We start from the raw sequence: 19,930 nt of genomic DNA on the forward strand, positions 1-19,930 counted from the left end.
TTAAGCAAGGGCCGTTCTGATTTTATCGCATGTGCGTAGCAAAATATCGGCAAAGCGGCGCTGCCCTGCCTTTTCCATGATCAAATCCTGACGGATTTCTGTTCCGAAATAGGGCTGGCCTACGGCTTCGCAATGGCGATCCATAGTCGCGTTCAGCTGTTTGCCGGAATAAGGCAGCTGATCCCCGACATTCAACACGCCTTCTGCTTCGAGAAACTGAATCGCAAAGCGGGATGCGGCCTCATATTCATTATACAAAACCCCGATATCCCAGGGGCGCTGGAGTTGCGGATTGGAGCGAAGCGTGGGCGAAAAGCTGTGCAGCGACAACACCAGAGATGGTTTAAGGTCTGAAACAAGTTCACGAATTCTGTCGTGATAAGGCGTAAAATAGCGATCCAACCGCGCCTGTCTCTCTTCAGCTGTGACCAGGTTTCCTGGAATCTCCACACCATCGCTTCGCTCCGGTATGATGGACTCTTCGCCAGGATTTCTATTCAGGTCGACGACCAGGCGCGAATTGGCACTGAGAATGGCTAGATATCCGCTATTTTCCGCCATCATGCGCGCGATGGCGGCAGTGCCGGGGTCATAGGCGATGTGATCATCCAAAAAGTCCAATGGAATACTCAGTTCAATCTCATCGGGAAGATGATTGGATGCGTGATCTGCCACAATGAGGACGCCACCCTCGGAGGGTACGCCGGATATTTCAAAAGCCTCGGTCATCGGAACATCCCCTTCATCGTCCAAACGCCTTCCATCCCTTGCTGGCAATGACTTTCTGCCGTTTCTGCAGCGGCATAGCTATCAAACAAGGCAAAGCATGTCGCACCGGAACCTGACATACGTGCCAAAACAGGTTGGCATTCCATCAACAATCCTAAAACATCGGTCAATATCGGCACCAATGATATAGCCGGCTTTTGTAAATCATTTCGGCCACTCTGGGCGATCGATAGAATAGCATCCCCGATCAGCGGACCGCGATCCACACCATCCCAGGAAGCGAAAATATCTGCGGTTGAGACCGGAACCAACGGATTGACCAGCAGTGCACAAAGTCCAGCAAGATCATTCCCTGCCATGATATCCAGATCCTGCCCAATGCCAGTGCCGCGACAGGTCTGACTCAACAGGCAGGCCGGGACATCGGCGCCCAGCGGCGCGGCAATCTCTGCCAGAGTGTCGCCATCATAGCCCAGTCCCCAGAAACGGTTCAACAATCGCAGTGTGGCCGCAGCATCGGCTGATCCTCCGCCAATTCCGGAAGCGACCGGCAGGTTTTTCTCTAGATGAAGCCGCGCCCCTTGTTGTCCATTCGAATGTTCCGCAAGTAGATGCGCCGCTTTGACCACCAGATTGTCGGTCTTGCTCAAGCCATCAGCAAAGGGACCGCTGATCTCAAGGTCAACGCCTTCTCCCGGTTGCACGGACACCACGTCACCTTGATCAAGAAATGCAAAAAGCGTCTCTAGTTCATGATATCCATTGTCCAAGCGCTTGCGAACATGAAGCGCAAGATTAAGCTTCGCATAAGCCGTTTCACGGTCCCTATCGCCCAAACGCAATTGTGGCATCAGGGCGATATGAGATCGGGTTGCAGGCCTAGGTCTATTTTGCCGGCTAGCCGCTGCAAATCCTCGCCCTCCGCAAATAGTTTCGCTGATTTCCAAGCGTAGCGAGCCTCATAGAGCCGCCCAACCGTCCAATAGGCGTCGCCAAGATGCTCATTAATTGTCGGATCTTGGGGCTGTCCTGCCAAAGCCGTTTCCAAATAGGTTACCGCGCGCTCATGCTCCCCGATGATGAAATAAGCCCAACCCAGAGAGTCAGTGATTGCCGGCGAACTGGAGCGCAACTCATGCGCCTGCTTAATCGCCTCGACAGCTTCCGCCTTATTTTCTCGTCGCTCAAGCTGAGCATAGCCTAGATAATTCAATATTGTCGGAGAGCCGGGCAGCAGTTCATTGGCCTTTTTGAGAGAGTCCAAGCCGGCTGGCCAGATTCCAGCCTGTTCCTGGGCACCCCCCAATGCTAGCCAATAGCTCGCCATCAACGCATCGGAACGCCCGAGTTTTTCGCCCAAAGCAATAGCCGATTGAAAAGCGGCTGCCGCTTCCTTGTCCTTGCCCTGCCCCTGCAAAGTCTGTCCCATTAGAATGAACAGTTCAGGTGTGTCTGGGTTGGATTTTACCGCACTATCCAAACGCTCCAAGGCTCGATCATAATGTTTGTCCGCCACCAGGCTGGCGGTTTCCATACTCATTCCGACCAAAAAATACGGTCCATTTTGTTTAATCTGCTTGAATTGAACAACCGCCAAATCGTGACTGTCTGCTTCCGCAAAAGTCCGACCGAGTGTGAGACGGGCATAGTCCGATTTGCGAGTAACCTGAAAGCTTGCCTGCGCCATGACTTGCGAGAGAAACCCGGCCCTCTGCGCTGCTAGATCGTTTGAAAGTCTTTGAAAAAGAAAGGCGAGTCCAATGGAAGGCGTAACTTTCTGCGAAACACCTCTTTTTAGCCCGGCCTCTATCTGCTGGTGCAACCTCTGCTCAGCGCCGGTTTGTCTCAGCTTCAATATTTCTTTCGCGCTGACCGGATCATCCTTTGCCCAGAAATGCTGCGCGGCAATGATACGCAACGGAGCCATACGCCGATCATTGCTTTTAACGACGTCGGCAAGCAAGCCAATCACATCTTCGTCTTGCTGGGTAGCCAGCTTGTGCAATATCCGTTGCTCTTCGAGATAAAATCTGGCGGTCGCATTGCCTTCTGCCCGACGCAGGGACGGCGACCCGTTTTTTCCTTCTGCTGTCTCCAGCCAAGCAGCGAGAAAAGGTTCCATGAAGGCGAAATTCTTCAGCGTTTCCAACTCAACAATTGCGAGATTGGCGCCCTTCCAGTCTTGCTGAGCGAATGCTTCTGCAAAAGGCAGTAACGGCATTTCAGGAGCGGCCTTACCGCGCAACTGCAACGTTTTAACCGCTTTCGTTGCTAGAGCAAAATCCCCAACTTCAATGGCGCTGACATAGGCCTTGCCGGCCAACAATTCGTTGTCCGGTTGCTCTTTCAGGCTGTCGGCGTAAATCGCTGTAGCCGATTGCATTGCATTGAAGGATTCAGCAAAGCGCGCTTCGACAAAACGGTTGAGGGCTGCCCTGCTATCCTCGCGATTGGCCAGCGCCGGCGAACCGGCCTGCCCCGCAAGGAGCAACGCGCATAGACCAAGGCTACATATTCGGATAATTTGGACCTCCGCCACCTTCCGGTACCACCCAATTGATATTCTGCGACGGGTCTTTGATATCACAGGTTTTGCAGTGAACGCAATTTTGTGCGTTTATCTGGAACTTCGGTTTACCAGCTTCGTCTTCGACAAATTCATATACGCCCGCGGGACAATAGCGGGCTGAAGGTCCGGCAAATACAGGAAGATTGACATCCACAGGGATGGATGGATCTTTCAATTGCAAATGCACGGGCTGGTCTTCCTCGTGATTGGTGTTCGACAAGAACACCGAGGACAGGCGATCAAAGCTGATCACCCCGTCCGGTTTGGGATAGACAATCGGATGACAATGTTCGGCTCTTTTCAAGCGCGACCAGTCTGGGTGCAATTTCATGGTGAACGGCATTTTTATTTTCAAATGCTCTGCCCACATATTGATTCCCGAGATTATCGTTCCCAAAAAATCACCATATTTTTCGACAGCCGGCAACACGTTGCGAACCACCCGCAATTCTTCCCGAACCCAGCTATTCTCATAAGCCGTTCCGTAAGCGGTCAGTTCATCGCTTTCGCGCTCTGCGACGATCGCTTCATAGGCAGCTTCTGCGGCCATCATGCCGGTCTTCATAGCGGTATGCGTACCCTTGATCCGCGGAACATTTACAAAGCCTGCAGAACAACCAATTAACGCACCGCCGGGGAAATACAATTTGGGTACGGCCTGGAAACCGCCGTCGTTAATCGCCCGAGCGCCATAGGAAACGCGTTTTCCGCCTTCCAATATCTTGCGGATTTCAGGATGCTGCTTCCATCGCTGCATTTCTTCAAACGGAGACAGGTTCGGATTTTCGTAGTTGAGCCAGGTCACAAAGCCGAGAGCGACTTGATTATCTGCCTGATGATAGAGAAAACCGCCCCCATTGGCCCCTTCACTCAACGGCCAACCCTGGGTGTGAATGACACGACCCGCTGAATGTTTTTCAGGTTCAATATCCCAAAGTTCTTTTATGCCAAGGCCATAGATTTGCGGCTGGCTGTCTGCATCAAGCGCGAACTGGTTCTTCAGAATCTTGGTAAGATGACCGCGTGCGCCCTCAGCAAAAAATGTATATTTTGCATGGAGCTCCAAGCCTGGTTCGTAATCCGGTTTGTGGCTTCCGTCGCGGGCCACGCCCATGTCGCCAGTGGCAACGCCTTTGACAGACCCATCCTCGTTGTACAAAATTTCTGCAGCGGCAAAACCCGGAAAAATCTCGATACCCATATTCTCAGCACGCTCGCCGAGCCAACGGCATAGGTTACCAAGAGAACCGGTATAGGTCCCTTTATTGTGCATGAATGATGGGGTCATGATATGTGGCAGCGAGAATTTCTTCTTCTTCGTCAACACCCAGTGATGGTTCTCGGTCACTGGCGTCTTTGCGATCGGACAGTCTTCATCACGCCAAGATGGAAAAAGCTCATCCAGCCCTTTTGGATCGATGACCGCGCCAGAAAGGATATGCGCGCCGATTTCGGAACCTTTTTCCAGAATACAAACCGAGAGGTCTTTGCCTGCCTCGTCCGCCATTTGTTTGAACCTGATAGCGGCGCTGAGGCCCGCAGGACCACCCCCGACTATCACCAGGTCATAAGGCATTGACTCTCGTTCACTCATGTCGCTTTTCCTACCGTTCGTACTTATATTCGCAATTTCATTTCGGTCTGTCGCAAACCGCAACCCATTGGGCAGAAACCTGCTTTCCCGCCAATTGACCTATTCGTCAACTCATGACTCTATGCATAAATGAATTTAGTCACACCACCAACGAAAAATCCAACCGCTGAAGCGATGGTCAGCAGCCTCCAAAACTGGTGGTCACTTGCTGGCGTCGAATGGGATTATGCCGAGGAACCCTCATCCCTTTTGTCACGTGAGGTCGCATCACCGTCCCAAAAACCCGAGCCGCAGATTGCCGTTACGGAACCGGCACCGGAGATAAAGAAACCCGCTATTCAAAATGAGAAGCTGCCCGGCGAATATCCAGAATTTGTCGCTTGGCTTGCGGATAGTGCTAGCCTTATCGAAGCGAGTTGGTCGAAAAACAGAGTCATGCCACAGGGCGCTCTGCAACCAGAAGTCATGGTGATATCGGCGCTTCCTGAAAAAAGCCGTCATGGTGACACCCAATTGTTTAATTCTGACAATCAGAAGCTTTTGAACAAGATGTTGGCCGCGATCGGATGCGATTCGGAACAATCCTATTTGTCTTCCATTGCGGTATCAGCTTCCGTTGACGGAAGAATCGACGAGCAACATTGGCCCACTCTGAAAACGCGCCTTATCCACCATATCGGACTGGTTCGTCCCAGGCGTATCATCTGCTTCGGCGACCTCGCCGCAAAGATTATATTTGGCGAGGATTTATTGTCCGCTCGCAAAAATATACAATTTATTAACCATAGTTCATCAAAAACAGAGGCTATCGTAACGTTCCATCCGCGGATCCTGATAGAACGGCCTTTATTCAAAGCCGAAGCCTGGAAAGATTTGCAAATGCTGACAAGGATTTCTGCCCTGTGAAATTGAAACTTGCACTCACGGCTTCCGTATTCGCTCTTCTTGCAACGCCGGCCCTCGCTGATGACGGCGCGGTGCTATACAATAGCGCTACCGTCGCGAAAGATGTGCCTTCACAACTGAAGCGCAAGCAGTCCGACCACTATCGGGCTCTTTTTTCCGCGATGGATGCCAACAGCTGGAGCACAGCAAAAAGCCTAATGGACTCCGCGCCTACAGGCCCGCTCAAATCTATCGCACAGGCAGAATATTTTCTGGATGCCAATTCGCCCCGCGCAGAGCTCGGCCCGTTGCTGACTTTGGTCAATGAAGCACCGCAAATACCGCAAGCGGCTCAACTGAGCCGTCTGGCGGAGAAGCGCGGTGCGCAATTGCTCCCCAGTCTGCCGCAGAGACAGAACCTGTCCTGGGTCCCCGGCTCTCCCATTCGGTCAAAGCCCAAAAATATAAAGTCGGACAGCACCACCAACAGCGTGCGCGGTCAGATCATCAGCTATATCAAAAATGACAATCCGCGGGATGCAGAGAAACTTCTCAACAGCAATGCAGGTTCGATGTCGTCGGAAGGTCGCACGGAACTTCAGCAGCGCGTGGCTTGGTCTTACTATATCGAAAATGACAATGACGCGGCATTTCGTCTGGCCCGCAAAGCCCAAAATGGTTCGGGTGAGTGGGTAAGCCATGCAAATTGGGTTGCCGGGCTGTCCGCATGGCGGTTGAATGACTGCCGTTCGGCAAGCGCCGCTTTCGAAAAAGTGGGTCGCTCGGCGTCCAATGTCGACCTGAAAGCCGCTGGACTCTATTGGAGCGCCCGCTCCGATCTCAAATGTGGTCAACCGGAAAAGGTTCAGGGCAAGTTGCAGACTGCAGCGCGATATAGTGACAGTTTTTACGGAATGCTCGCGGCGCAAACGCTCGGCATGGAACCAGACAGGTCCGAAAAAGCCGAATCCTTCAAGAAATCGGACTGGCGTTCTCTCGAACGGCACGAAAATGTTCGTTCCGCCATCGCATTGGTTGAAATTGGACAAGAACAGCTGGCGGACGAAGCGTTGCGGCACCAGGCCGCGATCGGCGCCGACAAAGACCATTCTGCCCTGATCAAACTTGCCCGGGAATTGAATTTGCCGCGCACTCAGCTTTGGCTAGCGCATCATGCGCCACGCGGTACAAAACCTGATGTACAGGCCCGTTTCCCGGCGCCAAAATGGAAACCAGACGGCGGTTGGCGTGTCGATCCTGCGCTGATCTATGCCCATACTTTACAAGAATCCGCATTTCGCAGTCAGGTCGTGAGTCCGGCCAACGCCATTGGCCTGATGCAAGTACGTCCGGGAACCGCTGGCGACATTGCCAAGGCCAATGGCCTCAGTTTCAAGAAATCGGACCTGCTGCGACCTTCCACCAATTTGGAATATGGCCAGTCTTATCTCGAATATCTCGGAAAATCTTCGATCACGGGCGGCAAGCTACCCAAGATCGCTGCGGCCTATAATGCTGGCCCAGGCGCTGTTCAGCGCTGGAATAGCGAAGTCCTGGACAATGACGACCCGCTCTTGTTCATGGAGAGCATTCCTTATGTCGAGACCCGCGGATATGTATCCATCATCCTGCGCAACTACTGGATGTATGAGAAACAGGCCGGCATATCGTCGAACAGCGCTCAGGCGCTATCGCAAAATCAGTGGCCGCAGTTTCCCGGCAAGCCGAGCAAACGCAAAACCCAATTCACTTCCCGTTGAATTAAAAAAAACCGGGCAATGCTCAGCGCATTGCCCGGTTTTTGATATCTGAGACACTATCGGCTTAGTAGCGATAGTGATCCGGCTTGAATGGGCCTTCGGTTGAGACACCGATATAATCAGCCTGTTCGTTGCTAAGCTTGGTGAGTTTCACACCCAATTTGGCCAAATGCAATTCCGCGACTTTCTCATCGAGATGCTTCGGAAGAACATAGACATCGTTCTTATATTGCTCAGGACGCAACCAAAGTTCGATCTGCGCCAACACCTGGTTGGTGAAACTTGCAGACATAACGAAACTCGGGTGGCCCGTTGCACAGCCAAGATTGACCAAGCGGCCTTGAGCCAGAACGATCAGCTTCTTCCCGTCGGCAAATTCAACTTCATCAACCTGTGGCTTGATTTCGGTCCATTTCATATTCTTCAGCGCACCGATCTGGATCTCGCTGTCGAAGTGACCGATGTTACAAACAATCGCTCGGTCTTTCATGGCCCGCATGTGGTCCACGGTGATCACGTCCTTGTTGCCGGTTGTTGTCACGAAGATGTCTGCCCGCTCTGTGGCTTCTTCCATCGTTACAACTTCAAAGCCTTCCATGGCCGCTTGAAGCGCGCAAATCGGATCAATTTCCGTTACGAGGACGCGAGCGCCGCCGTTGCGAAGCGATTGAGCAGAGCCTTTGCCAACGTCACCGAAACCAGCGACAGCGGCGACCTTGCCAGCCAGCATGACGTCTGTTGCGCGCCGGATCGCATCAACCAACGACTCTTTGCAGCCATAGAGGTTATCAAACTTAGACTTGGTCACACTATCGTTGACGTTGATCGCTGGGAAAGGAAGCTTACCGATTTTGGCAAGCTCATATAGACGGTGAACGCCGGTGGTGGTTTCTTCCGAAACGCCTTTGATGTTCTCAACAGTCTTGGTCAGATATCCTGGACGCTCGGCCAGGAAGCGGGTCAATGTTGCAACGAAGACTTCTTCTTCTTCATTTTCTGGCTTGAACAATCCTTCACCAGCCTCAACCCGTGCGCCCCATAGCGCGAACATGGTTGCATCGCCGCCATCGTCGAGGATCAGGTTGCAGGTTTGATCCGTGCCCCAGTCAAAAATACGCTCAACATAGGCCCAATATTCTTCCAGCGTTTCGCCCTTGATTGCGAAAACCGGTGTTCCGCCAGCAGCGATAGCAGCGGCTGCATGATCTTGGGTCGAAAAGATATTGCAAGAAGCCCAACGCACTTCGGCGCCAAGGTCCAGCAATGTTTCAATCAACACGGCCGTTTGAATGGTCATATGTAGCGAACCTGTGATCCGCGCGCCCTTCAAAGGCTTGTCTGCACCGAACTCTTCGCGCAGAGCCATAAGGCCCGGCATTTCGGTTTCAGCAATTTCAATTTCCTTGCGTCCGAAATCGGCGAGGGAAATGTCCTTAATGACATAATCTTCAGCTGCACTGGCCACTTATATTCTCCTTAAAAAGCGAAACACCGCACAGATAATGCTGAGCGGCAAATTGAGGGCTGAATAACGCCAACCTCTGGAAGATGCAAATATAAAGATATCTTTATATTTGATTTTTTATGACGCTTGGGAGAGCGTTGTCACAATATTCGGAAAGCGCGTTTTTCAAATAGAGAGGTCTGATCAAGCGCTACCAAACTCCCCGGAAAGCTTAGTCGGATCAATCCCCTGAGCCTTCCAGGCCATGGTCCACTTGTCCAGACTATCCTGGTCATACAGCCAGTCTGGCGACCCTTTGGCCACTGACCAACCATTTTGAGTCAACTCGCTTTCCAATTGGCCTTCGCCCCATCCGGAATAGCCCAATGCAATAATCCATTTTTTCGGACCACGGCCCTGAGCAATGGCGTTCAGCATATCAATGGAACTGCTAAGGCCCCAAAGGTCCCCAACCTGGATGGTATCCGATAAATTTATATCGAGGCTATGGATGATAAACCCACGTTGTTTTTCCATAGGGCCGCCCAAAAAAACCGAACAATTTGGAGCGTCAACCGTATCAATGTCGAACTGTTCAAGGATATCATGAAAGCTAATTCCCTCGACGGTTTCTCCAATATTGATGCCCAAAGTTCCATTTTCGTCATGGGAACATATTGCAACGACCGAACGCGCAAACCTGGGGTCCGCCATACCCGGTGTGGCTAGAAGAAATTGACCTGAGAAAAAAATGGGTTCCTGCATCATGTCTCCATAGCGATTGCGATATTAACTGCCCATGGCAAAATGCACAGGGGATTTGTTTGGCTGGTTTCCTTGCAATTTCCCGCTTGTGTCACCACTATCTTTTACCGAGGCAAAATGTTTGAAGCCCAATCTTATTAAGGAGCATATGATGATCAACAAAGGCGATACCATTCCCGAAGTTAATTTGGTCAAAGCGACCGCTGAAGGCCCACAGAAGGTCAGCTCGAGCGAATATTTCGCTGGCAAGAAAGTAGCACTTTTCTCTGTCCCCGGCGCGTATACACCGACCTGCTCCGCAAAACATCTTCCCGGCTTTGTTGAAAAAGCCGCGGATCTAAAATCGAAGGGCGTAGACGAAATTGCCTGCACCGCAGTCAATGATGCTTTCGTACTGGGCGCATGGAACGGCGACGCTGGTTCTGATGACATCACCATGCTTGCCGATGGCAATGGGGACTTTGCCAAAGCCGTAGGCCTTGAAATGGATGGCTCAGGCTTCGGCTTGGGGACTCGCGGCCAGCGTTTCTCGATGATCGTCAACGATGGTGTTGTGGAAGAGCTGAATGTCGAAGCACCTGGCGATTTCAAAGTCAGCACAGCAGAATATATGCTCGATCAGCTTTAAGCGAAATCAAACTGATAACAAACCGGCGGAAGTCTAAACTTCCGCCGGTTTTTTAATGTCTACCAACCGCAGGACTTGCCTTTATTCTCTTCCTTCAGCCAATCCATCAGCGGCGCGAAATAGCTGATCATCGCTGACCCATCCATTTCCCGCGTGCCGGTAAAGGCTTCCAGTGCATCCGGCCAAGGCTTTGATGCCCCCATTTCCAACATCGCGTTCAACTTCGCTCCGACTTGTTTGTTGCCATAGAAAGAACAGCGATGGAGCGGACCTTTCCATCCAGCTTCATCACAAGCGGCTTTGTAGAATTGGAATTGCAAAATCCGCGCGAGGAAATAGCGGGAATAAGGCGTGTTGCCGGGGATATGATATTTAGCGCCCGGGTCGAAAGAATCAGCGGGCCGCTCAACGGGCGGTGTAATGCCTTGATATTGCAGCTTCAGATCATGCCACGCGCTGGTATAGTCGGCCGGTGCAATATCGCCCTTGAACACGCCCCAACGCCATTTGTCGACCAGCAGGCCGAATGGCAGAAAGGCGACCTTGTCCATCGCTTGACGCAAGAGCAATCCAGTATCCTTATCGGCGCTGGGCACCTTATCCGCATCGAGCAAACCGACCTGAACCAGATATTCCGGCGTGATCGAAAGCGCAATCATATCACCAATGGCTTCATGAAAACCGTCATTGGCACCATCGAGATGGAGATAGCTCTGTTTATTATAGGCCCGTTGGTAGTAGTTATGACCTAGCTCGTGATGGATGGTGGTAAAATCATCGCCATTCACCTTGATGCACATTTTGATCCGGATATCGTCAACATTATCGATATCCCAAGCGCTGGCGTGGCATACGACTTCTCGATCTGCCGGTTTGATAAATTGCGAACGTTGCCAGAAAGTCTCGGGCAGAGGGGCGAAGCCGAGAGACGAGAAAAACCCCTCACCTGCTTTGACCATCTTGATGGCATCATAACCTTTGCTGGTTAGAAGCTCGGTGGTATCAAAGCCTATATCTCCAGCGCCTTCAGGGGCCACAATATCATAAATATTGCCCCATTCCTGTGCCCACATATTTCCAAGCAGATCGGCGCGGATTGGCCCTGTTTCAGATTGCACTTTATCGCCATATTCTTCGTTCAATTTGTCGCGGGTATAGCAATGCAATTCATCGTAAAGCGGTTTAACTTGAGACCATAGCTTGTCGGTAAGCTTGGCAAAATCATCTGCTGGCATATCATAGCCCGAACGCCACATCGCACCAACATCCGCAAAGCCAAGGTCTTGTGCGCCTTCATTGGCGATTTCCACCATCCTAGCATAGTCATCCTTCATCGGAGTTCCCACCTGACTGTGCCAGCTTTCCCACATTTCCGAGAGTTCATCTGGATTGCGGTTTGTTCCCATGGCTGCTTCTATGTCGGAGCCATTAATGGGCTCACCTTTGAGCGTACCCTTGCCCTTGCCATAAGCGGAATTCAGCTTTGTTGCGATTTCATTCAGCACAGTCGCTGCGCCCGGAACCGCAGGAGCCGGAAGAACAATTCCGCCTCGCAATTTATCGAGTTTGCGCTTCGTTACGGGATCGATTCCCGGCACATCGTTAAATTGAGCGGCGTCCATCGCAGCTTCAACTGACATAACGGTACCTTCTGCACCCACTTTGGCGGCCAACGCATCGGTATCATCCGTGATGTAAGTTGAGTTGATCCAGTAAATTCTTCCTGCATCAATGGAATGGTTGAACATTTCATATTCAGTATCGGCTACGAAGTTAACCGCATCGTCAGCAGTCGGGTTTTCATATTCCCTTTGCTTTTCCTTGTCAGTTGGCATGGCGAGAGCCGGGCTAGCGAGAGCCATGGTGGCCATTGCCCATATTGACGTCGCGGTTTTCATATTGTCTTCCTTGCCTGATTTAAATTTGGTTAAAACTGAAACTTTATCGCCTGTCAGTCAAGTCCGGGTTTCCGTCCATCGCCAAGCCAGGGCAACAAGAATAGCAATCGTTCCAATGATCCAGCTTGCCACCTTGATTGGCTTCGCGAATGCTGCTGTCGCGGCTAAAATATCACTACCTTGCTCGCGCACAAGTTGGATCAGTTGAGAGATTGTTTCAATATAATCTGTGATGCCAAAGATGAAATAGGACAAGACGCAGAGCAGGCCGAGCTTTTTCAGGGATGGTGATTTTGCAAGCTGCCAGATGAGCCGGCCACCGATTATGCCACCGGACATATAGAGGGTGATAAACACCAGATCGCCGATCATGCCCCAGCGGGCCATGCCCAACAATCCAGCAGCAGCCCAACTTTCTTGGATGGCATCGACCCGCGCGCCGGTCGCAGCGCTCTGGTGATCGAGAATACCATTGGGAGCCACAACAGTTTCAAGAACCCCGCCCGATATGACGAGATAGATAAACAGCGCCATACCGCTGCCCCAGAATAGCCAGAAATTCCGCCAGTTATATAGTCCCATCATAGTTCCCCTCTACCGGCTAAGAAAACGGACCATTTCGACGCCCAGTTCCTTCTTGGTAACACAGCTCATATGGGTCCCGGGGATCGCAACATGCTGACCGTTACCCAATCGTTCCGTCAGCGCTACCGGATCTCCATTATCGCGATCTTCCGATCCACAAAGCACCATGACCGGCATATCAATAGTCGTTAAGCGCTCTGCGTCCAAATCAGAGAATGTCCGGAGCAAATGAGCCGCAGCCACGGCATCCACCTTCTGACTCTTCATAAACTGTATAGCCATCCAATGCGGATCGCCGCGTTTCGCAGTATCTTTCAGCCGAATGGCCTCTTGGAAAAAATTCTGACGGCGGTCCCAACCGGAAAGCCCTTCCAGCCCCATACCAGCCAATATCGCTTTTCTTGGTTTTGCATCCGAGACCAGCAGCTTGGCCGTGGTCCGCGCTCCCAAGGAGAAACCTCCCAGATCATAATCATCCAGTTCCAGATATACGATCAACGCCTGCACATCCTTGACCAGAACATCCTCAGGATAGGCTTCCGGATCATGCGGTGCAGCGCTTGCACCATGAGCTCGCAAATCGGGCATTATAACTCTAAAACCATCATCGACCAGCGCTTGCGCGTGACCAAATTTGATCCAGTTGGTGTCGGCGTTGGAAAACAGACCGTGCAACAAGATGACCGGACGCCCCTCTCCCATCTCGTGAATTTTGAGCTCAGTCCTGTCAAATGATAAGAAATCCCAAGCTTTCACGGTCACTTTTTACTCCCTAAATTTGCTCTCCAGTGGAGCAGGTCTGCTGGCTGAGTAGACTGTTGGTCACTCGCGGGATCAACATCAATGCCTTTTTGTTTCTTAGACACCCATAGATGTCCGAGCGGCTCAATACCGGCGGAATTATCAAGCGTCCCCACTTTTAGGGTAATTCCCTCGGGCGGATTATCAGAAGAATGCCACAAACGCGTGCCACATTTTCCACAGAAGTAATTATACTTGGTTATCCCGCTGTAGGCCGTGCTCTCATATAGAGAGGTTTCTCCGGTTACGGAAAGCGTAGAATAATCCATCGGGATCGACATGGAAAAAGCGCTAGCGCTTTGTTTCTTGCACTCGCCGCAATGACAAGCATAAGCCGGCGGAACAGGACCTGCAAACCGGTATCTGATCGCGCCACACTGACAGCCACCAGTGACTATCTCGTTCATCGAGACAGAAGTCCGTTCTTTTTCATGCGCCAGACGGCGACATCAATGCGATCCTGCCCAAAAAAGGGTTCGCCTTCAAACACCAAGGTTGGCACACCCCAATGACCGGCGGCTTCCAACGCTTTTTGATTGCCGGATATTTCTGTGTCGAGCTCGTCTACCTGCGCTGCGGCCTCCGCTCTGAGTTCGGCGAGTTTAACACCTGCCCGTTTTGCGGCCTTTTCCAAATGTTCGCCTTCGTTCCATCCTGCGGTCCCGCCCCAAATCAACTGCGAAACTTCATTGGCAAATTCGAGCCCCTTACCACGGCGGGACGCCGCCTGCCCCATCCGGGTCAGATCATAAATATAGGGCTGTTCGTCGGCGATCTTTCTGGTCGCCATATCCTGCACGATCGGATCGGGATTGGGCATCGCCAAGGGTATCCCCATAAATTGACCGACCCGCACCATATCCTTGAACGTATAGCCCAACCAGTTGGGATGGTTCTTCTCAAAAAAATTCGGTTCCCGTATCGCCAGTGGATAGACAAACCGCTGGTTGATTTGAAGGTCATATTCCTCAGTCAGCGCCACATAACGGCGCGTCGCCAGATAGCTATAAGGCGAGCGAAAGGACCAATATACGTCTGCTTGCAATGTCATTTGATTGCTATGACACAAAGATTGAAGGCCATCCATAATTTTCAAACCTAAACATTGCATATAATAAAATATGTTATTAAATATTGCGCATGAGCGACAATATCGGATTCTTGATTGGTGACATTTCCCGCTTGATCCGGCGCACTTTCGACAAACGGGCCAAGGCCATTGGCGTAACACGCCCACAATGGCGCGTTCTGACCTGGTTAAAGCGGCATGAAGGCATCAATCAGAGTGCCCTTGCCGACATGCTGGAACTCGATGCCATGACATTGTGCAGGATGGTGGACCGGCTGCAGGCTGCTGAAATGGTCGAACGTCGTCCCGATCCCAAAGATCGCCGTGCGTGGCAGTTGTTTTTGACAGCCAATGGCACCGCCTTGACGGAGCAATTGCAACCAATTGGCGAGCGATTGTTACAGGAGTCCTTGAATGACGTCGGTCTAAAGGATCAAGAGAAACTGCAACATTTGCTAATTCTCCTCCGTGCCAATCTGCAGTTGATCGATGACGAAGATTCTCAGCACAAGCAGGCTGCCAATGGCTGATAGTCAGAATATTGATACGGGGAGCATATTGAGCCAAGAGGCTGCAGAATCGCAAGTCGCTCGCGAAACGTCCCTCGGTAAAAGCATAAGCCGTTGGATCATTATGCTATCACTCCCACTGGCACTCGCAGCCTTCGGAATCTATTATTGGATTGCCAGCGATCGTTTTGCGTCCACGGACAATGCATATGTGCAGCAGGATATCGTGTCCATTTCCCCGGAAATCGGCGGAAAAATTATCGAAATCGCGGTTCAGGAAAATCAGGAAGTTTCGGCCGGAGACCTTTTGTTCACGATAGATCCGGCTCCCTTTGAACTGGCGGTCTCCCAGAGCAATGCAAGGATTGCCGCCGCCAAAGTGCAGGTTCAAAATCTTCAAACCGATTATCAGGTCAGCGGAGTCGACATAGAAGTGGCGCGGCAGGATATTGCATTCGCACAGTCCAACTACCAGCGGCAAGCGGCGCTGATGGAGAAAGGCTTTACCACCCGCGCGCGATTGGATGCGGCGCAGCACCAAGTGGACCTTGCCCGCGCCAAGTTGAAGTCGGCGCAAGCAGATGTGGCCGCAGCAAAAGCGCGCCTATCGACCGGCTCCACTGTTTCCGCCGAAAACCCCGGGGTCGCAGATGCGCGCGTTGCAAGAGATCAAGCCATGTTAAACCTAGAACGGACTCGGGTGACCGCGCCGATCGCCGGACGCATCTCCCAGTCAACCCGTCTGCAACTCGGCCAAATGATGGTGTCCGGTTTGCCAGCTGTTTCGATTGTGAACGACCAAAGCAGCTGGATTGAAGCCAATTTCAAAGAGACCGATCTGGCCAGAATGAAAGTTGGACAGAAAGCCAAAGTCACATTTGATGCCTATCCCGAGTTGGAGCTAAACGGCTTGGTCGATAGCATCGGAGCCGGCACCGGATCAGAATTTTCGGTATTGCCGGCACAAAATGCCAATGGCAATTGGGTCAAAGTTACCCAGCGGGTGCCTGTGCGCATCAAATTATTGGATAAATCACCAAGACAGTTGATCGCCGGGATATCAGCAGAAGTGACCGTTGATCTCCGCAATGGTAAAGAGTGATTTCCAGCAATCCCAATGAAGCCGCGCTGCCGGTCAACAATCGGCTCCTGCTCACCATTGCCGTCATGCTCGGCAATATCATGCAGATATTGGACTCGACCATCGCCAATGTCGCCTTGCCGCATATGCAATCCGGCCTCGGAGCAACGCTGGATACAGTAACCTGGGTATTGACCAGCTATATCCTGGCTTCGGCTGTCGCGATTCCGATTACCGGCTGGGTCGCCGACCGCATTGGCTCCCGCAGCCTGTTTCTATGGTCAATCGCGGGTTTTACCCTGTCGTCCTTGCTCTGCGCAACGGCGACCAGCCTAGAAATGCTGGTCTTTTACCGGATCATGCAGGGCATGTCCGGGGCATTTGTAATGCCACTTTCACAAACCGTGATGCTTGATATCAATGCACCGAAAGACCATCCCAAGGCGATGGCGCTGTGGGGCATGGGCATAATGATTGCACCGATCATGGGGCCGATCGTCGGCGGCTATCTAACCGAAAATTTCAGCTGGGAATGGATTTTCCTGATCAACGTTCCGCTGGGCATCATTACCTTTGTCCTGCTCTGGACCTTGTTGCCCTCGCGGCCGATCACCCGGCGCAAGTTCGATCTCTTTGGGTTCACCCTATTCGCTATTTTTATCGCCACTTTCCAACTCATGCTGGATCGCGGCAATGGCGAAGACTGGTTCGATAGCTGGGAAATCATTATTGAATTCGGGCTATCTGCCGCCGCATTGTGGATGTTCGCAATTCACATGGCGACAGCCAAAAATCCTTTCCTTTCCAGAGACCTGTTCAAAAACCGCAATCTGATCACCGCAATGCTGCTGATGATTGTTGCGGGCATCACGATGTTCTCCACCATGGCACTGCTACCGCCGATGCTACAGAATATCTACCGTTACACACCAATTGACGCCGGGATCATATTGGCTCCGCGCGGTGTTGGCGTCTTTCTCGGAATGGCGGTGGGCAGCCGGTTAGCGACACTTGTGGACCCACGTTTCGTTGTCGCCGCAGGCATGGCCTTTGCATCACTCTCGGCGTGGATGATGACGGGCTGGAGTCTTGAAATGGATCGCTGGCCGGTCATCACAAGCGGCATGATTCAAGGCTTCGGAATGGGCGCCCTGTTCGTCACCATGAATATATTGGCATTCACGACGCTGCCGCCTTCCCTGCGGACCGACGCGGCCAGTCTGCTCAATCTTGCCCGGACGATCGGCGCTTCCGTTGGCATTGCCGTATTTGTTGGCCTGCTGGGCCGCAACTGGCAAGCCAGCCACGCTGATCTAGCCGGCAATGTAACCGAAGCCCAACTGTCACCTCTCAGCCCGACCAGCATCCGTCGATTGGGCCAATATGGCGAACAGGCCATGATGATGATCGACGCGGAAGTGAACCGCCAAGCGCTGATGATCGCCTATATCGGCGATTTCTGGCTAATGGCTGTCGTTACCGCACTTTGTGTCCCGCTCGTATTCTTGATGAAGAAACCCGAGCAGACAAGTTTAAACGCGATGGAGAGCGCCGGCTCCGCCCACTAGCCTTTCTTCAGATATTTGATTAGGTTCCGACACGCTGGAGTTACTCCTTGGTCGGCCGAGCATACCAGTGAGGAAGTATAGTGCTATCATGGCAGTGAGAATGCCATTTTTCGTCCTTTTTCAAGGCTATTCTAGAAATCCAAAAGCGTTGAACGGAGCGGAATTTCTGATGTGACCAAGCCTCGCAAATTTCGTTTTTGGCAATCCAGAATTCATCGAGAGGAAGTTTTCCTTCAATTTTGGTAAATCTATTTTCTTTTTTTCGATGATCACACCAGTCTCTAGGTTGAACGAAACGAAGTTGGCTTCATCTTCCTCAGGCCATATGATAACTGCCATGCTATCACCACCCATGACTTTCGGAAGGTAAGCATACTTAACATTCTTTCCTAGCGTATGTTGCTTTACATTTGGGAATGCCGAAACCAGCAAATCGGCGCGACCTTGATCATATTGCTCTTTTGTCGCGGCCCAGGCTACGTATCCGACATAGACAATTGGGTTTTCTCCATCTTTACTGATCAACTCCCAGTTTATAACGGCGCGTGGATCATCGTCGGCCAGAACCTTATAAGAATTTCCATTGCTCAGGTTCACGATCGAGATATTTTGCCCTTTATCCCATTCGTAACTGCCTGCATCTTCCGCTAAATAATAGATAACCAAGTCTCCGCCCGGCGTTCTAATTTCCTGTCCACTCATAGGAATTGCAGGCGCGGCCGCTGAACCAAAGCTTTCGCTTGATGTTCCGTCACCCAACCGACCTTCATTTGTATAGGTCCAATGCTGGAATCGGTCGTAAATGAACAAGACAATCAATGCGGTCAGAATGACCGAAAGCGCAACCGTATTAAATCGTGTCATCCAATGATAAATTTTGGAAGCCCATGCCATAGAACAGGGACTAACACAGCGTTTTCACGTTCCAAACAGAAAAATCACCCCTTCTTAAGATGCTTTCGACCAAGCAACTCGGCAATCTGCACTGCGTTCAACGCCGCACCTTTGCGCAGATTATCACTAACGCACCAAATATTCAGGCCGTTTTCAAGCGTCGGGTCTTCCCGGACGCGGCTTATGAAGGTTGCTCCATCACCGACGCATTCGACCGGGGTGACATAGCCTTCATCCTCGCGCTTATCGACCAGCATGATGCCGGGCGAATCCCGCAAGATTTTTTGCGCGTCCTTGGCGGACAGTTCTTTTTCCAGCTCGACATTGATCGATTCACTATGTCCCACAAAAACCGGCACGCGCACGCAGGTCGCCGTCAGTTTAATCTTGGGATCGAGGATTTTCTTGGTTTCAACCACCATTTTCCATTCTTCCTTGGTAGAACCATCGTCAAGGAAGACATCGATATGCGGGATTACATTGAAAGCAATTTGCTTGGTGAAAACATTATTGTCTTTGGGATCGCCGACAAAAATCGCGCGTGACTGTTCAAACAGCTCATCCATGCCGCCTTTGCCAGCGCCGGATACGGACTGATAGGTGGAAACGACAACACGCTTGATCGTCGCGGCATCATGAAGGGGTTTCAAGGCCACGACCATCTGTGCAGTGGAGCAATTGGGGTTGGCGATGATATTCCGCTTTGTATAACCGCTGATCGCTTCAGGGTTCACTTCGGGAACGATCAAAGGCACGTCCGGATCCATACGATAGAGCGAACTATTGTCGATCACGACACAACCGGCGGCCGCCGCCTTTGGCGCATATTCACTCGTTGGACCGGAACCGGCAGCAAAAAGGGCCATGTCCCATCCGGCAAAGTCAAAATGCTCGATATTCTGGACTTTGAGCATCTTACCCGTGTCGCCAATTTCAATTTCACTGCCTTGAGAACGCGATGAAGCGACGGCGGCTAGCTCGTCATATGGAAATTCGCGCTCGACCAAGACGTTGAGCATTTCACGCCCGACATTGCCCGTAGCACCGACAACTGCAATTTTGTAACCCATGAAACTTTTCCTGTTCCTGATATTAAAACAGCCGGCTATCCTTTGATGGAGAACCGGCTGTTTGAAACTTGTATGAAGCTT

The 19,930-nt window shown here is 51.6% G+C and carries 19 protein-coding genes; 6 read left to right on the plus strand and 13 right to left on the minus strand.

All coding sequences use genetic code 11. From position 1 onward, the window contains the following. From ABJV08_RS11555 to ABJV08_RS11570, 4 genes are read right to left on the minus strand one after another with little or no spacing between them, the layout of a single operon-like run. Positions 1-729 carry an N-formylglutamate amidohydrolase gene (locus ABJV08_RS11555; RefSeq protein WP_348038200.1) on the minus strand — a complete coding sequence of 243 codons (729 nt, stop codon included), beginning with the start codon at positions 727-729 and terminating at the stop codon, positions 1-3. Further along, positions 726-1,580, minus strand: coding sequence for a 4-(cytidine 5'-diphospho)-2-C-methyl-D-erythritol kinase (locus ABJV08_RS11560; RefSeq protein ID WP_348038198.1), 855 nt, complete (start codon positions 1,578-1,580; stop codon positions 726-728). Before ABJV08_RS11560 ends, ABJV08_RS11555 begins: the two co-directional genes overlap by 4 nt. After that, the gene (locus ABJV08_RS11565) at positions 1,580-3,220 is read right to left on the minus strand and encodes a tetratricopeptide repeat protein (RefSeq protein WP_348038196.1); all 1,641 of its coding nucleotides are present in this window, start codon (positions 3,218-3,220) and stop codon (positions 1,580-1,582) included. The genes ABJV08_RS11560 and ABJV08_RS11565 overlap by 1 nt, the downstream gene beginning before the upstream one ends. 16 nt (positions 3,221-3,236) lie before the next feature. Continuing rightward, positions 3,237-4,892: an electron transfer flavoprotein-ubiquinone oxidoreductase gene (locus tag ABJV08_RS11570; RefSeq protein ID WP_348038194.1), complete on the minus strand. Its 1,656-nt coding sequence runs from the start codon at positions 4,890-4,892 to the stop codon at positions 3,237-3,239. A gap of 129 nt (positions 4,893-5,021) precedes the next feature. Here ABJV08_RS11570 and ABJV08_RS11575 point away from each other — a divergent pair, with 129 nt between their 5' ends. Next, on the plus strand, positions 5,022-5,798 hold the full coding sequence (locus ABJV08_RS11575) for a uracil-DNA glycosylase family protein (RefSeq protein ID WP_348038192.1): 777 nt from the start codon (positions 5,022-5,024) through the stop codon (positions 5,796-5,798). Between the two features lie 2 nt (positions 5,799-5,800). After that, the gene (locus ABJV08_RS11580) at positions 5,801-7,537 is read left to right on the plus strand and encodes a lytic transglycosylase domain-containing protein (RefSeq protein WP_348038190.1); all 1,737 of its coding nucleotides are present in this window, start codon (positions 5,801-5,803) and stop codon (positions 7,535-7,537) included. A 64-nt stretch (positions 7,538-7,601) separates the two neighbouring features. Here the strand turns inward: ABJV08_RS11580 and ahcY are convergent, their stop codons facing one another. Together ahcY and ABJV08_RS11590 are read right to left on the minus strand one after the other, a co-directional pair. Continuing rightward, on the minus strand, positions 7,602-9,002 hold the full coding sequence (gene ahcY, locus ABJV08_RS11585) for an adenosylhomocysteinase (protein ID WP_348038188.1): 1,401 nt from the start codon (positions 9,000-9,002) through the stop codon (positions 7,602-7,604). Between the two features lie 183 nt (positions 9,003-9,185). Beyond that, positions 9,186-9,749: a YqgE/AlgH family protein gene (locus ABJV08_RS11590; protein ID WP_348115234.1), complete on the minus strand. Its 564-nt coding sequence runs from the start codon at positions 9,747-9,749 to the stop codon at positions 9,186-9,188. A 145-nt stretch (positions 9,750-9,894) separates the two neighbouring features. On the opposite strand from ABJV08_RS11590, the gene ABJV08_RS11595 reads away from it, so the two are divergent. Beyond that, positions 9,895-10,374, plus strand: a complete 480-nt coding sequence (locus tag ABJV08_RS11595; RefSeq protein WP_348038186.1) for a peroxiredoxin — start codon at positions 9,895-9,897, stop codon at positions 10,372-10,374. A 59-nt stretch (positions 10,375-10,433) separates the two neighbouring features. Here ABJV08_RS11595 and ABJV08_RS11600 read toward each other — a convergent pair whose 3' ends face one another. Genes ABJV08_RS11600 through ABJV08_RS11620 form a run of 5 tightly spaced genes read right to left on the minus strand, consistent with a single transcriptional unit; the run spans position 10,434 to position 14,709 of the window. Then, the gene (locus ABJV08_RS11600; protein WP_348038184.1) at positions 10,434-12,272 is read right to left on the minus strand and encodes a M2 family metallopeptidase; all 1,839 of its coding nucleotides are present in this window, start codon (positions 12,270-12,272) and stop codon (positions 10,434-10,436) included. A 57-nt stretch (positions 12,273-12,329) separates the two neighbouring features. Further along, a complete protein-coding gene (locus tag ABJV08_RS11605; protein ID WP_348038183.1) occupies positions 12,330-12,857 on the minus strand; it encodes a hypothetical protein in 528 nt (175 codons plus the stop codon). Positions 12,858-12,866: 9 nt separating this feature from the next. Continuing rightward, complete coding sequence (locus tag ABJV08_RS11610) at positions 12,867-13,619, minus strand: alpha/beta fold hydrolase (protein WP_348038182.1); 753 nt, start codon at positions 13,617-13,619, stop codon at positions 12,867-12,869. Then, a complete protein-coding gene (locus ABJV08_RS11615) occupies positions 13,616-14,065 on the minus strand; it encodes a GFA family protein (RefSeq protein WP_348038180.1) in 450 nt (149 codons plus the stop codon). Before ABJV08_RS11615 ends, ABJV08_RS11610 begins: the two co-directional genes overlap by 4 nt. After that, positions 14,062-14,709, minus strand: a complete 648-nt coding sequence (locus ABJV08_RS11620) for a DsbA family protein (protein WP_348038178.1) — start codon at positions 14,707-14,709, stop codon at positions 14,062-14,064. Before ABJV08_RS11620 ends, ABJV08_RS11615 begins: the two co-directional genes overlap by 4 nt. Positions 14,710-14,798: 89 nt before the next feature. On the opposite strand from ABJV08_RS11620, the gene ABJV08_RS11625 reads away from it, so the two are divergent. From ABJV08_RS11625 to ABJV08_RS11635, 3 genes are read left to right on the plus strand one after another with little or no spacing between them, the layout of a single operon-like run. Beyond that, positions 14,799-15,257 (plus strand): MarR family transcriptional regulator, encoded by a 459-nt coding sequence (locus ABJV08_RS11625; protein WP_348038176.1) that lies wholly within the window; start codon positions 14,799-14,801, stop codon positions 15,255-15,257. Beyond that, on the plus strand, positions 15,250-16,338 hold the full coding sequence (locus ABJV08_RS11630) for an HlyD family secretion protein (RefSeq protein ID WP_348038174.1): 1,089 nt from the start codon (positions 15,250-15,252) through the stop codon (positions 16,336-16,338). Before ABJV08_RS11625 ends, ABJV08_RS11630 begins: the two co-directional genes overlap by 8 nt. After that, entirely contained in the window at positions 16,335-17,885 is a 1,551-nt protein-coding gene (locus ABJV08_RS11635) for a DHA2 family efflux MFS transporter permease subunit (RefSeq protein WP_348038172.1), read from the plus strand. Before ABJV08_RS11630 ends, ABJV08_RS11635 begins: the two co-directional genes overlap by 4 nt. A gap of 126 nt (positions 17,886-18,011) precedes the next feature. On the opposite strand, the gene ABJV08_RS11640 is transcribed toward ABJV08_RS11635, so the two are convergent. Then, positions 18,012-18,779 (minus strand): hypothetical protein, encoded by a 768-nt coding sequence (locus tag ABJV08_RS11640; protein WP_348038170.1) that lies wholly within the window; start codon positions 18,777-18,779, stop codon positions 18,012-18,014. Between the two features lie 44 nt (positions 18,780-18,823). Next, positions 18,824-19,849, minus strand: a complete 1,026-nt coding sequence (locus tag ABJV08_RS11645; RefSeq protein WP_348038168.1) for an aspartate-semialdehyde dehydrogenase — start codon at positions 19,847-19,849, stop codon at positions 18,824-18,826. Positions 19,850-19,930 lie beyond the last annotated feature (81 nt).

It is taken from the genome of Parasphingorhabdus sp. (assembly GCF_039982395.1).
Classification (GTDB): Bacteria; Pseudomonadota; Alphaproteobacteria; order Sphingomonadales; family Sphingomonadaceae; genus Parasphingorhabdus.